This window comes from Aquabacterium sp. (genome assembly GCF_030652515.1).
Lineage (GTDB): Bacteria > Pseudomonadota > Gammaproteobacteria > Burkholderiales > Burkholderiaceae_C > Aquabacterium.
Genome location: NZ_JAUSAR010000100.1, coordinates 96,539 through 109,332, shown reverse-complemented (window position 1 = coordinate 109,332; position 12,794 = coordinate 96,539). Strand labels below are relative to the sequence as shown.

Below are 12,794 nucleotides of genomic sequence, written 5' to 3'. Positions count from 1 at the left end.
CACCGCACGGCGTGATCCCCACACGCGCCATGCCCTTCCCGTGGCGCCTGCCCGCGCCACTGCTGAATGGTGCCAGCGTGGGGGTTGGGCTGGCCGTCATCACCGCCGTGGTCGCCAGCATCGGTGGCATGCCCGCCGCCGTCGCGGCCTCCTCGGGTGCCGCGGCGGCCAGCGTGGCCGACACCGTGTCCACCCCGCGAGCCAAGACATCGCAGATGGTGCCCGCCGTCATGGGCAGCGTATTGGTGGCCGCGCTCGTGGCGCTCACCCACGCCAACCTGCTCGCCCTGACGCTGTGCGTGCTGGCCGTCAGTTTCACCTCGGTGATGTGGAACGCCTGGGGCAAGCGCGGCGGCCCGCAAACCTTTGCCATGGTGCTGTCGCTGATCTTCCAGATGGCCGCCTACACCAGCCACCCCATGGACGCGGGCGCCACCTGGCAACACCTGGGCTGGGTCACCACTGGCGCCCTCAGCCTGGCCGTGTGGTCGCACCTCAGTGCCATGATGCTGGCGGGCCGCTACCGCACACTCGCCCTGGTGGACAGCCTGCGCGCCCTGTCGCAACTGATGCGCACGCAAGCCGCGTGGACCACCAGCCTGCTCCCAGAGGCCCAAGCCGCCCAGCCCGCCCCCTCACTGCTGCCGATGGTGCGCCAGCAAGCCGCCATCGCCGACGTCTTCCAAAGCGCGCGTGACCTGCTCTACAGCCAGGCCGCCAAGGCCCCCAAAGGCAGCCGCACCCTGCGCCTGACCTCGGCCCTGTTCCACATCGTCAACCTGCGCGACGTGGTGCTGGCTTGCCAGCTGGATCTGGACAGCCTGCCCTTGGATGCCCACGCGCAACGCGGCCTGCAAACCCTGGCCCAAACGCTCGTTCACCAAGCCGATCAACTGGACGCCATCGCCCTGGCTTTGCGCAACAACACCCGCTTGCCAGAGCCCGTGCCGCTGCCTGCCAGGCCCTGGCCCGAGCACGATGCCCGGCTGATCTCGCTGGGTCGGCGCACCCGGCACATGGTCCAGATTGGCGAGGACATCGCTAACAGCCTCGTCAAGACCAGCCAGCCCTTGCCCATGAACCCCGCCGTGCTGCTGACCCTGGTTTCACCCAACGACTGGACACTGGCGCCTTTGCGTGACCAGCTGAACTGGCAATCACCCGTGCTGCGGCACGCCTTGCGCGCCACCCTCGCCATGGGTTGTGCGGATGCGCTAGCTCACTGGCTGCCCTGGACCAGCCACTCCCACTGGTTGCTGATGACCGTGGCCGTGGTCATGCGCGGCAACCTGGAACAGACCCTGGCCCGCCGCGATGCCCGCATCCTGGGCACCCTGGTGGGCTGCGTGCTGGCCTCGGCGCTGCTGTGGCTGAACCCTGGCGCCGCCTGGCTGTTCGCCGTGCTGGCTTTGTCGCTCAGCCTGGCGCATGGCTATGTGCAGCGCGACTACCGCATCACCGCTGCCTCGGGCGCCCTCCTGGCATTGCTGCAAGCCCACCTGTTCACCCCCAGCCACCACCCCGCACTCTTCGTGGCAGGCGAGCGCCTGGCCGACACCCTGATCGGCGCCGGCCTGGCCTGGGCCTTCAGTTACGTGCTGCCCTCGTGGGAGCAAGGCCGCCTGCCCGCCCTGGTGCGCCGCTTGCTCACTGCCCAGGCGCGCTATGCGCACCATGTGTTGCGCTGGCACCAGACCCACGCTCAATCCACCCAACGCAGCCACGCCCGGCGCGAGGTCTACGACGTGCTGTGGCTGCTGGCCCAGGCCCTGGAGCGCATGAAGAAAGAGCCCAAACGGGTTCGCTCAGGGGGCATCGAGTTGGAAACCGTGCTGATCCGCAGCCACCGTTTGATCAGCCACCTGGCCGGCATCAAGGGGCTGTTGACGATGCGCCAGAGCGATCTGGACCCAGCGTTGATTCAGCCAGCCCTGCAGCATACCGAACAGGCCCTGGTATCCCTGTTGACGCAGCCAGTAGAAGCGGATGCCACCGCATCGCCACCATCGTCCGACACCAACGCGGACATCATCCTCGCATTGCCTGCCGCCAATGCGGCACCCGGCCCGTGGCTGCTCCACCGGCTGGCACAGACAGTGGATGAAGCCCAGGCCCTGGCGCACGCCGCGCAAGCTGTCGCGCAACAACCCAGACCCTGAAGCAGGTCAGAGCCCAGCCTTCAGGACCAGGCAGTTACACCATGGCCCCCTCATTGCGGGGGCCAACTCTAGCGATAATCCTCCATATTCAATGATTGGCAACATGCCGCAGGGAGCCCCATGAAATTCACCCGACAAACCGTCGCCGCAATCGTAGCCACCAGCCTGTGCCTGGGCTTCGTGTCATCTGCCACCGCGCAACGCTACTCGGTTCTGGACCTGGGTTATGTCACTGGCACCTCCTTGAACTCCCTCGGGCAGGTCGCCGGATACCGGTACACCGACTATTCAACGATCGAGGCTTTCTACACAGGCGCCGACGGCACAGGCCTCACTTCCCTCGGCGCGCCTCAAGGCAGCAGCAGCGCCTGGGCCTACGGCATCAACGATCAGGGACAGGTGGTGGGTCAGTACACGACCAGCACGGGCGATGCCCACGGCTTCGTCACTGGCCCTGGTGGTCAGGGCGCGAGTGATGTCAGCTACGGTAGCGCTGGTTCCGTCAGCCTGGTGGCCATCAACGCCAACGGGCAGTACGCTGGCTGGGCCGATCAGGCGGCCATCACTTCCGGGCCCAACGGCACAGGACTGCAGGCCGTGAACCTGCCGGGCAGCCTCGGCAGCGTGGTCACCGCCATCAACGGCAGCGGACAGGTGCTGGGCATCGCCTTTACCAACGACAGCGGCTACACCTTCCGTACCGGCCCCAATGGCCAGGGCATCAGCCAAGTGGGGCCAACCTTCGGCACGGGCCTCGCCCTCAACAACCAGGGCGACGTGGTGGGCCAGGTGTTCACGGACGAGGGCGAGGCACGCGGTTTCCTCACCCTGGCCAATGGCGCCACCACCATGCTGGGCACCCTGGGCGGTAATTTCAGCCGGGGCACGGGCATCAACGACCAGGGTGTGATCGTCGGCACCTCTCTTCAAATCGATGCCTACGACAGCACCCAAACCACAGCCTTCGTCATCCCGGGACAAGGCCAGGACATGGTCAGCCTGGCCAGCCTGGCCAACGTAGCGGCTGACTACGATGGCACCTTCGCCGAAGCCATCGCCGTGAACAATTCGGGTCAGATCCTGGTCACGGGTTATGGCAGAAGCTTCCTGCTCACGCCCACCGCCATCCCCGAGGCACAAACCAGCGCCATGATGCTGCTGGGCCTGGGCGCCATCGCCTGGGGCAGCGTGCGCCAACAGCGCCGCCGCCCAGCGCAGGCCTAAAAGGGATAGCATCATGCCCACCTTGACTTCCAATGGTCGGCATGATGCAAAGCCTTTCGACGCCCGCAGACAGCACCCCTGAAATCCGCCAAGGCGTCTGCAACCTCTGCGAGGCCATTTGCGGCCTGACCTTCCAGGTGCAGGGCGAACGCATCATCTCCATCAAAGGCAACGACGCCGATCCGTTTTCGCGAGGCCACATCTGCCCCAAGGCCGTGGCCCTGAAAGATGTGCAGGAAGACCCTGACCGCCTGCGCCGCCCGGTGCGCCGCGTGGGCACCGAGTGGGTCGAGATCTCGTGGGACCAGGCCTTTGACCTGGTGGCGAGCAAGCTGGTCGAGGTGCGCCAGCAGCATGGCGCCAACGCCGTGGGCATCTACCAGGGCAACCCCACCGTGCACAACTGGGGCAACATCACGCACAGCCCGATGTTCCTGGGGCAGCTCAAAACGCGTAACCGTTTCTCGGCCACCTCGGTCGACCAGTTGCCGCACCACCTCACGTCTTACTGGCTGTATGGGCACCAGTTCCTGCTGCCCATCCCCGACATCGACCGCACGCAGTACATGATCATGCTGGGCGGCAACCCCTTGGCCTCCAACGGCAGCATCATGACCGTTCCCGATGTGCGCAAACGCCTGAAGGCGCTGCAAGCGCGCGGTGGCAAGCTGGTCGTGATCGACCCGCGCCGCACCGAGACCGCCGCCATCGCTGACGAGCACCTGGCGATCAAACCCAGTGGCGATGCGGCCTTCCTGCTGTCCATGGTCCACGTGCTGTTGAACGAATCGCTGGCCAAGCCCGGTCATCTGCAAGGTTTGATCAAGGGCCTGGATGAGTTGAAGCAAGCCGTGGCGGCCTTCACCCCCGAGGCCACGGCCGTCTCGTCGGGCATTGATGCCGACACCACAAGGCGCCTGACGCGCGAACTGGCGCAGGCCGAATCGGGCGTCTGCTATGGCCGCATGGGCGTGTCCACCCAGGTCAATGGCGTGGTCTGCCAATGGGCCATCCAGGTCATCAACATCCTGACCGGCAATCTGGACAAAGAGGGCGGCACCCTGGTCACCCACCCGGCCATTGACCTGGTCAAGACCGGCCTGATCGGCCCAGGCCACGTGGGCGCTTGGCACAGCCGGGTGCGCAAAGCGCCGGAGTTTGGCGGCGAGCTGCCCGTGTCGGTGCTGGCCGAAGAAATCCTCACCCCCGGCCCCGGCCAGATCCGCGCCCTGGTCACCTCGTGCGGCAACCCCGTGCTGTCCACACCCAATGGCCAGCAACTGGACCAAGCCCTGTCGCAGCTCGATTTCATGGTCTCGATCGATTTCTACATCAACGAAACCACGCGCCACGCCGACGTCATCCTGCCGCCCACCTGCTTCGTCGAGCACGACCACTACGATCTGATCTTCATGCACTTCGCCGTGCGCAACGTGGCCCGTTACAGCCCGGCCATCCTGCCCAAACCCGACGGCGCCCTGCACGATTGGGAAATCTACGCCCGCCTGGCGCAGCGCTATGCCCAACACGCCTGGGCCCTGGAGCGTGGCGGCACGGTGCAGCGCCTGAAGGGCATGCTCACGCGCTCAGTCATGAGCCAGTTGCGCCCCGACCAGTTGCTGGCCCTGGGACTGCGCAAAAGCGTCTACCCCCTGCGCATGAAGCAGTTGCGCCAAACGCCGCAAGGCATTGACCTGGGCCCTTTGCGCCCCGGCCTCGCGCAAAGCCTGGCCAAAAAGGGCCGCAACATTGCCTTGCTGCCCAAGGCGATCGCGGACGAATTGCCCCAGCTGGCCAACCGAATGCGCAATGACCGGGCTGACCCGGATGCCCTGACCCTGATCGGTCGGCGCGATGTGCGCAGCAACAACTCCTGGATGCACAACAGCGAGCGCCTGGTGTCCGGCAAAGCCCGTTGCGTGCTGTGGATGCACACCGACGACGCCACCCAGCGCGGTTTGAGCGAAGGCCAGACCGTGCAGATCACCTCCCGCGTGGGCCAGATCGCCGCCCCGGTCTTCATCACGGCAGACATCCGCCCCGGCGTGGTCAGCCTGCCGCACGGCTGGGGCCATGGCCGCCAGGGTGTCAAGCTGGGCGTGGCCTCGCAGCACGCGGGCGTCAGCCTGAACGACCTGACCGACGACCAGTTGACCGACCGCATCAGCGGCAACGCGGCCCTCAACAGCCTGCGCGTGCACGTGAAAGCCGCTTGATGGACCTGGGCCACCACACTCCCGCCGATGCCATCGCCGCCACCGCCGCCCGACTGGTGGTGGAAGAGGGCCTGGACTACGGCCCCGCCAAGCGCCGCGCCGCCAAGCAACTGGGCCTGAGCAACCGCGGCGACCTGCCCGACAACGACCTCCTCGAGGCCGCGGTTTTTGAATACCTGGCCGTGTTCTGCGCCGACACCCAGCCGCAAGAGCTGGCCGCCCTGCGCCGCCTGGCCGCCGTGTGGATGGAGCGCCTGCAAGAGTTTCGACCCCACCTGAGCGGCGCCATCTGGCGCGGCACCGCCACCCGCCTGAACGACGTCCACCTGCAGCTGTACTGCGACGACTCCAAATCCGCCGAGATCGCCTTGCTCAACAAGGGCATGGACTACGATGTCGGCAGCGTGCCCGGCCCCCGGGGCGACCTGGTCGATTGCCTGAGCCTGACCGTGGACTGCCCTGAATTGAACGAACCGATCGGCCTGCACCTGACCATCCTGGATTACGACGACCTGCGCGGCGCCCTCAAAAGCGACGCCAAGGGCAAGACCGAGCGAGGCGACCTGAACGCCCTGCGTGCCCTGCTAGACACCACACCATCACCATGACCGCTGACGCCTCTCGACAAAACACCCGCCGTGCCCTCCTCGTCGGCGCTGGCCTGCTGGCGGCGGCTGGCGGTGGCTGGTGGGCCTTGAAGCGCCAGGCCACCAGCGAGCCAGGTGCCAGCCAGGCGCCCGCTGGCGACCCCCTGCCCGCCGATTTCTGGACCCGTCAGTTCGACACCCTCGACGGCCCCGCCTTGGCCTTGGCCAGCCTGAAAGGCCGCCCCCTGCTGATCAATTTCTGGGCAACGTGGTGCCCCCCTTGTGTCAAGGAGATGCCCGAACTTGATCGTTTTCACCGCGAATTCAGCGGCCAGGGCTGGAACGTGCTGGGCCTGGCGGTGGACAGCCCCACTCCGGTCAAAGGCTTCCTGGCCAAGAAACCGGTGGCCTTCAAAATTGGCCTGGCCGGATTCGGGGGCACGGAGCTGGCCCAGGAACTGGGCAACAGCGCCGGTGGACTGCCCTTTTCCGTGCTCATCGACGCCCAGGGCGGCATCCGCCAGCGCAAGATGGGCGCCACCAGTTTCGAAGAACTCGCCACCTGGGCCAAAGCCTTCGTCGCCTGATGCTTTGGTAGACTCAACCCGCCCCAGCCAAGGGGGATCCGGGGTTTTGACGCCAATTGCGCGTAAAATACGTTTACTTTCATTTTCTTGACTGAAGGCTCACCCCCTAAGTCAACGACGCATGCAGATTCTTGTTCTCCATGGTCCCAATCTGAACCTGCTGGGCACACGTGAGCCGCAGGTCTACGGGGCCACCACACTGGAGCAAATCAACACTGGCCTGACCCAGCACGCCGCCGCTCGCGGCGCGTCGCTGTCGGCCTTTCAAAGCAACCACGAAGGTGCGTTGATCGACCGGGTGCACGCTGCCCGCCTGGACGGCACCCGTTTCATCATCATCAACCCGGGCGCCTACACCCACACCAGCGTGGCCTTGCGCGATGCCTTGGCCGGGGTGAGTCTGCCTTTCATTGAAGTGCACCTGTCGAACGTGCACCGGCGCGAACCCTTTCGCCACCACTCCTATTTTTCCGACATCGCCGAAGGCGTCATTGTCGGATTGGGCGTGCTGGGCTACCAGTTGGCCGTTGACGCGGCCCTGGATCGCCTGAGCACCCCATCACGCGGCTGAGCTGTACCGGCCCTCGCCCACCAACCCATCTTGAGCCTTTGCTCGACCGATCTCCTGGAGAATCCCAGATCATGGACTTGCGCAAACTGAAAACCCTCATCGACCTCGTCTCGGAGTCCAACGTCTCCGAACTGGAAATCACCGAGGCCGATGGCAAAGTGCGCATCGTGAAAGCCGGGGCCGCCCCTGTGGTGATGATGCAGCCCATGCAGGCGCAGCCGCAACAGCAGGCGACCGCAGCACCTGCCGTGGCCGCCGCCCCGGTCGTGGCCGAGATCCCTGAAGAAACCGGGCACGTCGTCAAGTCGCCCATGGTCGGCACCTTCTACCGCTCGTCCAGCCCGGGCGCCAAGGCCTTTGCCGAAGTCGGCGATCAGGTCAAGGAAGGCCAGCCCATCTGCATCATCGAAGCGATGAAGATCATGAACGAGATCGAGACCGACCTGGCCGGGACCGTCACCAAGATTCTGGTCGAGAACGGCCAGCCGGTGGAATACGGCCAACCCTTGTTCGTCATCGAATAAGGCGGCTCCCATGTTCAAGAAAATCCTGATCGCCAACCGAGGCGACAAGGCCGCAGGCCTTGCGGCGAAGCCAAATTGCCCATCGGGCGTAGCCCGATAAGGCAAGGAGCCGAGCACCATGTTCAAAAAAATCCTCATTGCCAATCGAGGCGAAATTGCCTTGCGCATCCAGCGCGCCTGCCGCGAGATGGGCATCAAGTCGGTCGTGGTCTATTCCGAAGCCGACCGTGAAGCCAAGTACGTCAAGCTGGCCGACGAGGCCGTGTGCATCGGCCCGGCCGCTTCGGCGCAAAGCTACCTGCACATGCCCTCGATCATCTCGGCGGCCGAAGTGACCGATGCCGAGGCCATCCACCCCGGCTACGGCTTCCTGTCCGAGAACGCCGACTTCGCCGAACGCGTCGAGCAAAGCGGTTTCGTCTTCATCGGCCCCACGCCTGAATGCATCCGCATCATGGGCGACAAGGTCTCGGCCAAGCAGGCCATGATCAAGTCGGGCGTGCCCTGCGTGCCCGGCTCCGAGGGCGCCCTGCCCGACGACAACAAGGAAATCATCCGCATCGCGCGGGCCATCGGCTACCCCGTCATCATCAAGGCGGCGGGTGGTGGTGGCGGTCGCGGCATGCGCGTGGTCCACACCGAAGCGGCGCTGATCCACGCGGTGCAGACCACCAAGGCCGAAGCAGGGGCTGCCTTTGGCAACCCGGCGGTCTACATGGAAAAATTCCTGGAGCACCCGCGCCACATCGAAATCCAGATCATGGCCGACACCTTCAAGAGTGCGGTCTGGCTGGGTGAGCGCGATTGCTCCATGCAACGCCGCCACCAGAAGATCATCGAAGAAGCACCGGCACCCGGCATCCCCCGCCGCGCCATCGAGCGCATCGGCGACCGCTGCGCCGCCGCCTGCAAGAAGATCGGCTACCGCGGCGCAGGCACCTTCGAGTTCCTGTATGAAAACGGCGAGTTCTATTTCATCGAGATGAACACGCGCGTGCAGGTCGAGCACCCGGTCACCGAATGGGTCACGGGCATCGACATCGTGCAGATGCAGATCCGCGTGGCCGCTGGCGAAAAGCTGCCCTTCACGCAAAAGCAGGTCCAGCTGCGCGGCCACGCCATCGAGTGCCGCATCAACGCGGAAGACCCGGTCAAGTTCGTGCCCTCGCCTGGCCGCATCACCACCTGGCACCCGCCCGGCGGCCCGGGTGTGCGCGTCGATTCGCACATTTATGCGGGCTACTTCGTGCCGCCCAATTACGACTCGATGATCGGCAAGATCATCGTGCACGGCGACACGCGTGATCAGGCTCTGGCCCGCATGCGCACGGCCTTGTCCGAGACCGTGATCGAAGGCATCCAGACCAACATCCCGCTGCACCGCGAACTGATGGTCGATGCCAAGTTCGTTGAAGGCGGCACCGACATCCATTACCTTGAACACTGGATGGCGGCGCGCAAGCAGCGCTGACCTTTTCCGCAGAAGCAAGCAGCACACCATGCATGAACTCACCCTGCTGGCCTTTGAAGCCAAGGTCGACATCCTCAGCGATGCCTTGATGGAGCTCGAAGCCCTGTCGGTGTCGGTGGAAGACGCCGATGCCGACACCGAGCAAGAAGAAGCCTTGTGGGGCGAGCCCGGCATGCCCGTGACCCGCGAAGCCTGGCAGCGTTCCACCATCAAGTCGCTGTTCCCGGATGAAGCGCAAGCGCTGGAAGCCGTGACCCTGATCCTGGCGCAGGACTGGGCCACCGACATCCACGTGCAAGGCATTCAAGTGGTCGAAGACCAGGATTGGGTGCGCCTGACGCAATCGCAGTTCGCGCCCGTACCCGTGACCGACACCTTCTGGATCGTGCCCACCTGGCATGAAGTACCCGCAGCCGCCAAAACGGTGATCCGCCTGGACCCGGGCCTGGCCTTTGGCACCGGCACGCACCCCACCACGCGCATGTGCCTGAAATGGATCGCTCGCAACGAGGCGGCCCTGAAGGGTCAGCGCGTGCTGGACTACGGCTGCGGCTCGGGCATCCTGGCCATTGGCGCGGCCCTGCATGGCGCGGCCACGGTTGATGCGGTGGACATCGACCCCGCCGCCGTGGAGTCGACCCTGGCCAATGCCGAGGTCAACCTCAAGAACGTCGACGTCAAGCTCAACACCGGCCTGCCCGACCTGGTGGGCGAGGCGCAAGCAGCCTATCCCGTGGTGCTGGCCAACATCCTGGCCACGCCGCTCAAGCTGCTGTCGCCTTTGCTGTCGGGCCACGTGGCGCCTGGCGGGCACATCGTCATGGCCGGCATCCTGGCCCGCCAGGAGGACGAATTGAAGGCGGCCTACGGCGCCGTCGGCCTGCAATTGAGCGTGGCCGATGAAGACGATGGCTGGATCCTGATGACGGCCATGCGCGACAAAGACGACCCGGGCCTGCCCCTCAAGGGCTAACCGGGGTCGGAACACCCCTCGGCTCATGGCATCATCCAGCGCCATGAGCCTGGCCACCCGATGCACCCACTGCGGAACGATCTTCAAGGTCGTGCAAGACCAATTGAAGGTCTCCGAGGGCTGGGTGCGTTGCGGCCGCTGCAACGAGGTCTTCAACGCCCTGCCCGGCCTGTTCGACCTGGACCGCGACCCGCCACCCCAACGGCCCGCCTCAGCGCCGCCACGCGCGCCCGAGCCGCCAGTCGCGTTCACGCCGCCGCCCCCGGAACCCGTGGCCGACACCCAGGATTCGACCTGGCCCAGCACCACGCCTGCCCCGCACATCGAGCAGAACGACTTCGCGCTGGACGACCACCGCCCGCACGCCCCCATCGACGACCTGCTGTCGGCCACCGATTTCGAGCTGGACACCTCGGTGGCCATGCCTGGGCAGCCCGAACCACCGCCGCCGTCATTCGAGGCCTACGCACCCACCGCGCCTGAGCCCACCTTCTATGCGCAGCCGCCCGAGGCGCCCAGCCCGCCTGAGTTCCTGCCCAGCAACCTGCCGGTGACCGACGAGTCTGACGCGCTCGACTCGCGTTACCTGATGCCCTCGGAGACCGACCGGCCGCAGCGCCGCCGTCGCCGCCGAGGCCCCGACTTCGCCGACGCGCAATTCCCGACCGACGCGGCAGGCGGGATCCAGGACGAATGGGCCTCTGACTTCGGCCCCTCGTCCACGCCCTACATCGACGAGCCACCGCCTGCCCCCGCGCCAACGCCGGTGGCGGCCAAGCCTTCGGCCATGAGGGCTGCGCTTGAAGCGCCCACCGAGGAAGAGCCGGCACCCTCCCGCCTGAACGAAGACTTCGTGCCCGAGCAAGCGCTCAAGCCGCCCAGCCAACGCAAAGGCCGCCCCGGCACGCGTGGCCGCGACCCTGGTGCCGCCAAGACGCCCGAGTTCCTGCGCCGCGCCCAGCGCCGTGCGTTCTGGCGCCACCCCGCCACCCGCACGGTGCTCTCGCTGATCGCCCTGACCTTGGTGGCCACACTGGCCTTGCAAGCCGCCCACCAGTTCCGCAACACCCTGGCCGCCCACTACCCCGAAACGCGCCCCTACCTGGCGCAATGGTGCGAAGCCATGGACTGCCGGATTGAAGCACCCTTGCGCATCGACAGCCTGCAGGTGGAAAGCGCCACGCTGGTCCGCACCAACTCCGAAGGCGAAGGCACCTACCGCCTGGTCGTGGTCGTGCGCAACCGCGCGCCCATCGGCCTGGCCTGGCCCGATGTCGATCTGACCCTGACCGACACCAATGGCACCATCGTGGCCCGCCGGGCTTTCTCGCCGCGCGATGCCCAATGGCTCGACAGCGCCGACACCAAGGCCGACCCCGATGTGGCCCCCGGCCCCCTGCCCGTGGCCGCCCCGGCCGAGCGCAGCACCACCTTGCAATGGCGCCTGCAGGCGCCTAACCTGAAACTGGCGGGCTACACCGCCGAGCTCTTTTACCCCTGAGGATTTTCAAACATGTCCGTTCTGATTTGCGGCTCGCTGGCCTTTGACACCATCAGCACCTTTGACGGCCGCTTCGCGCAGCAGATCCTGCCCGACCAGCTGCACATCCTGAATGTGTCCTTCCTGGTGCCCACGCTCAAGCGCGAGTTCGGCGGCGTGGCTGGCAACATCGCCTATGGCCTGCATCAGTTGGGTGGCGAACCTTTGGTCATGGCCGCGCTGGGCGTCGATGGCGCCCCCTACCGCGAGCGCATGCAGCAATGGGGCATCAGCCTGGAGCACGTGCTGACCGTGACCGACAGTCACACCGCACAAGCCATCATCATCACCGACAAGGACAACAACCAGATCACGGCCTTCCACCCCGGCGCCATGCAGTACGCCGCGCAGTTGAAGATCACCGCCGACCCCAAGGTGCAACTGGCCATCATCGGCCCCGATGGCCGCGACGCCATGATCCAGCACGCCGAGCAGCTCGCAGCCGCCAAGATCCCCTTCGTGTTCGACCCGGGCCAGGGCCTGCCCATGTTCGATGGCGATGATCTGAAGCGTTTTGTCTCGCAAGCCAGCTGGGTCGCCGTCAACGACTACGAAGGCAAGATGCTGGCCGACCGCACCGGCCAAAGCCTGGCCGAGATCTCCAAATCGCACCTCAAGGGCCTGATCGAGACCTTGGGCGCTGAAGGCTGCAACGTGTACATCCAGGGCGAAAAAACCCACGTGCCGGGCGTCAAGGCCACCGCCGTGGTCGATCCCACCGGCTGTGGCGATGCCTTCCGTGGCGGCCTGCTCTACGGTCTGTCCAACGGCTGGGACCTGGTCAAATCGGTGGCACTGGCCAACCGCATGGGCTCGCTCAAGATCGCCGTGTCGGGCCCACAGAACTACACGGTGGACCGCGCCGCTTTGCTGGCTGGCTGATTCATCCGCCACAACAGCATCGAAGACAGAAAGAGGGCGCTCGTCAGAAGCGCCCCTTCA

11 protein-coding genes are annotated in these 12,794 nt (G+C 65.8%); all 11 read left to right on the top strand.

Going from position 1 to position 12,794, the window contains the following annotated elements:
• Positions 1–11: 11 nt before the first annotated feature.
• Positions 12–2,159 carry an FUSC family protein gene (locus Q7V20_RS12220; RefSeq protein WP_304791222.1) on the top strand — a complete coding sequence of 716 codons (2,148 nt, stop codon included), beginning with the start codon at positions 12–14 and terminating at the stop codon, positions 2,157–2,159.
• A gap of 120 nt (positions 2,160–2,279) precedes the next feature.
• Complete coding sequence (locus tag Q7V20_RS12215) at positions 2,280–3,383, top strand: PEP-CTERM sorting domain-containing protein (protein WP_304791219.1); 1,104 nt, start codon at positions 2,280–2,282, stop codon at positions 3,381–3,383.
• 41 nt (positions 3,384–3,424) lie between these two features.
• Positions 3,425–5,599, top strand: coding sequence for a molybdopterin-dependent oxidoreductase (locus tag Q7V20_RS12210; protein WP_304791216.1), 2,175 nt, complete (start codon positions 3,425–3,427; stop codon positions 5,597–5,599).
• Positions 5,599–6,207 carry a hypothetical protein gene (locus Q7V20_RS12205; RefSeq protein ID WP_304791214.1) on the top strand — a complete coding sequence of 203 codons (609 nt, stop codon included), beginning with the start codon at positions 5,599–5,601 and terminating at the stop codon, positions 6,205–6,207. The genes Q7V20_RS12210 and Q7V20_RS12205 overlap by 1 nt, the downstream gene beginning before the upstream one ends.
• Positions 6,204–6,773: a TlpA disulfide reductase family protein gene (locus Q7V20_RS12200; protein ID WP_304791211.1), complete on the top strand. Its 570-nt coding sequence runs from the start codon at positions 6,204–6,206 to the stop codon at positions 6,771–6,773. Before Q7V20_RS12205 ends, Q7V20_RS12200 begins: the two co-directional genes overlap by 4 nt.
• Positions 6,774–6,894: 121 nt before the next feature.
• Positions 6,895–7,344: a type II 3-dehydroquinate dehydratase gene (gene aroQ / locus Q7V20_RS12195; RefSeq protein WP_304791208.1), complete on the top strand. Its 450-nt coding sequence runs from the start codon at positions 6,895–6,897 to the stop codon at positions 7,342–7,344.
• 71 nt (positions 7,345–7,415) lie between these two features.
• On the top strand, positions 7,416–7,868 hold the full coding sequence (gene accB, locus Q7V20_RS12190) for an acetyl-CoA carboxylase biotin carboxyl carrier protein (RefSeq protein ID WP_304791205.1): 453 nt from the start codon (positions 7,416–7,418) through the stop codon (positions 7,866–7,868).
• Between the two features lie 118 nt (positions 7,869–7,986).
• A complete protein-coding gene (gene accC / locus Q7V20_RS12185) occupies positions 7,987–9,339 on the top strand; it encodes an acetyl-CoA carboxylase biotin carboxylase subunit (RefSeq protein WP_304791202.1) in 1,353 nt (450 codons plus the stop codon).
• 28 nt (positions 9,340–9,367) lie between these two features.
• Positions 9,368–10,312, top strand: coding sequence for a 50S ribosomal protein L11 methyltransferase (prmA, locus tag Q7V20_RS12180; protein WP_304791199.1), 945 nt, complete (start codon positions 9,368–9,370; stop codon positions 10,310–10,312).
• Positions 10,313–10,337: 25 nt separating this feature from the next.
• Positions 10,338–11,813, top strand: a complete 1,476-nt coding sequence (locus Q7V20_RS12175) for a zinc-ribbon and DUF3426 domain-containing protein (RefSeq protein ID WP_304791197.1) — start codon at positions 10,338–10,340, stop codon at positions 11,811–11,813.
• A 12-nt stretch (positions 11,814–11,825) separates the two neighbouring features.
• Complete coding sequence (locus Q7V20_RS12170) at positions 11,826–12,734, top strand: carbohydrate kinase family protein (RefSeq protein ID WP_304791194.1); 909 nt, start codon at positions 11,826–11,828, stop codon at positions 12,732–12,734.
• Positions 12,735–12,794 lie beyond the last annotated feature (60 nt).

Coding starts and splice junctions, on each gene's coding strand:
- Q7V20_RS12215 (WP_304791219.1), top strand. CDS start 2,280: ATGAAATTCACCCGACAAACCGTCGCCGCAATCGTAGCCACCAGCCTG.
- Q7V20_RS12210 (WP_304791216.1), top strand. CDS start 3,425: ATGATGCAAAGCCTTTCGACGCCCGCAGACAGCACCCCTGAAATCCGC.
- Q7V20_RS12205 (WP_304791214.1), top strand. CDS start 5,599: ATGGACCTGGGCCACCACACTCCCGCCGATGCCATCGCCGCCACCGCC.
- Q7V20_RS12200 (WP_304791211.1), top strand. CDS start 6,204: ATGACCGCTGACGCCTCTCGACAAAACACCCGCCGTGCCCTCCTCGTC.
- aroQ (WP_304791208.1), top strand. CDS start 6,895: ATGCAGATTCTTGTTCTCCATGGTCCCAATCTGAACCTGCTGGGCACA.
- accB (WP_304791205.1), top strand. CDS start 7,416: ATGGACTTGCGCAAACTGAAAACCCTCATCGACCTCGTCTCGGAGTCC.
- accC (WP_304791202.1), top strand. CDS start 7,987: ATGTTCAAAAAAATCCTCATTGCCAATCGAGGCGAAATTGCCTTGCGC.
- prmA (WP_304791199.1), top strand. CDS start 9,368: ATGCATGAACTCACCCTGCTGGCCTTTGAAGCCAAGGTCGACATCCTC.
- Q7V20_RS12175 (WP_304791197.1), top strand. CDS start 10,338: ATGGCATCATCCAGCGCCATGAGCCTGGCCACCCGATGCACCCACTGC.
- Q7V20_RS12170 (WP_304791194.1), top strand. CDS start 11,826: ATGTCCGTTCTGATTTGCGGCTCGCTGGCCTTTGACACCATCAGCACC.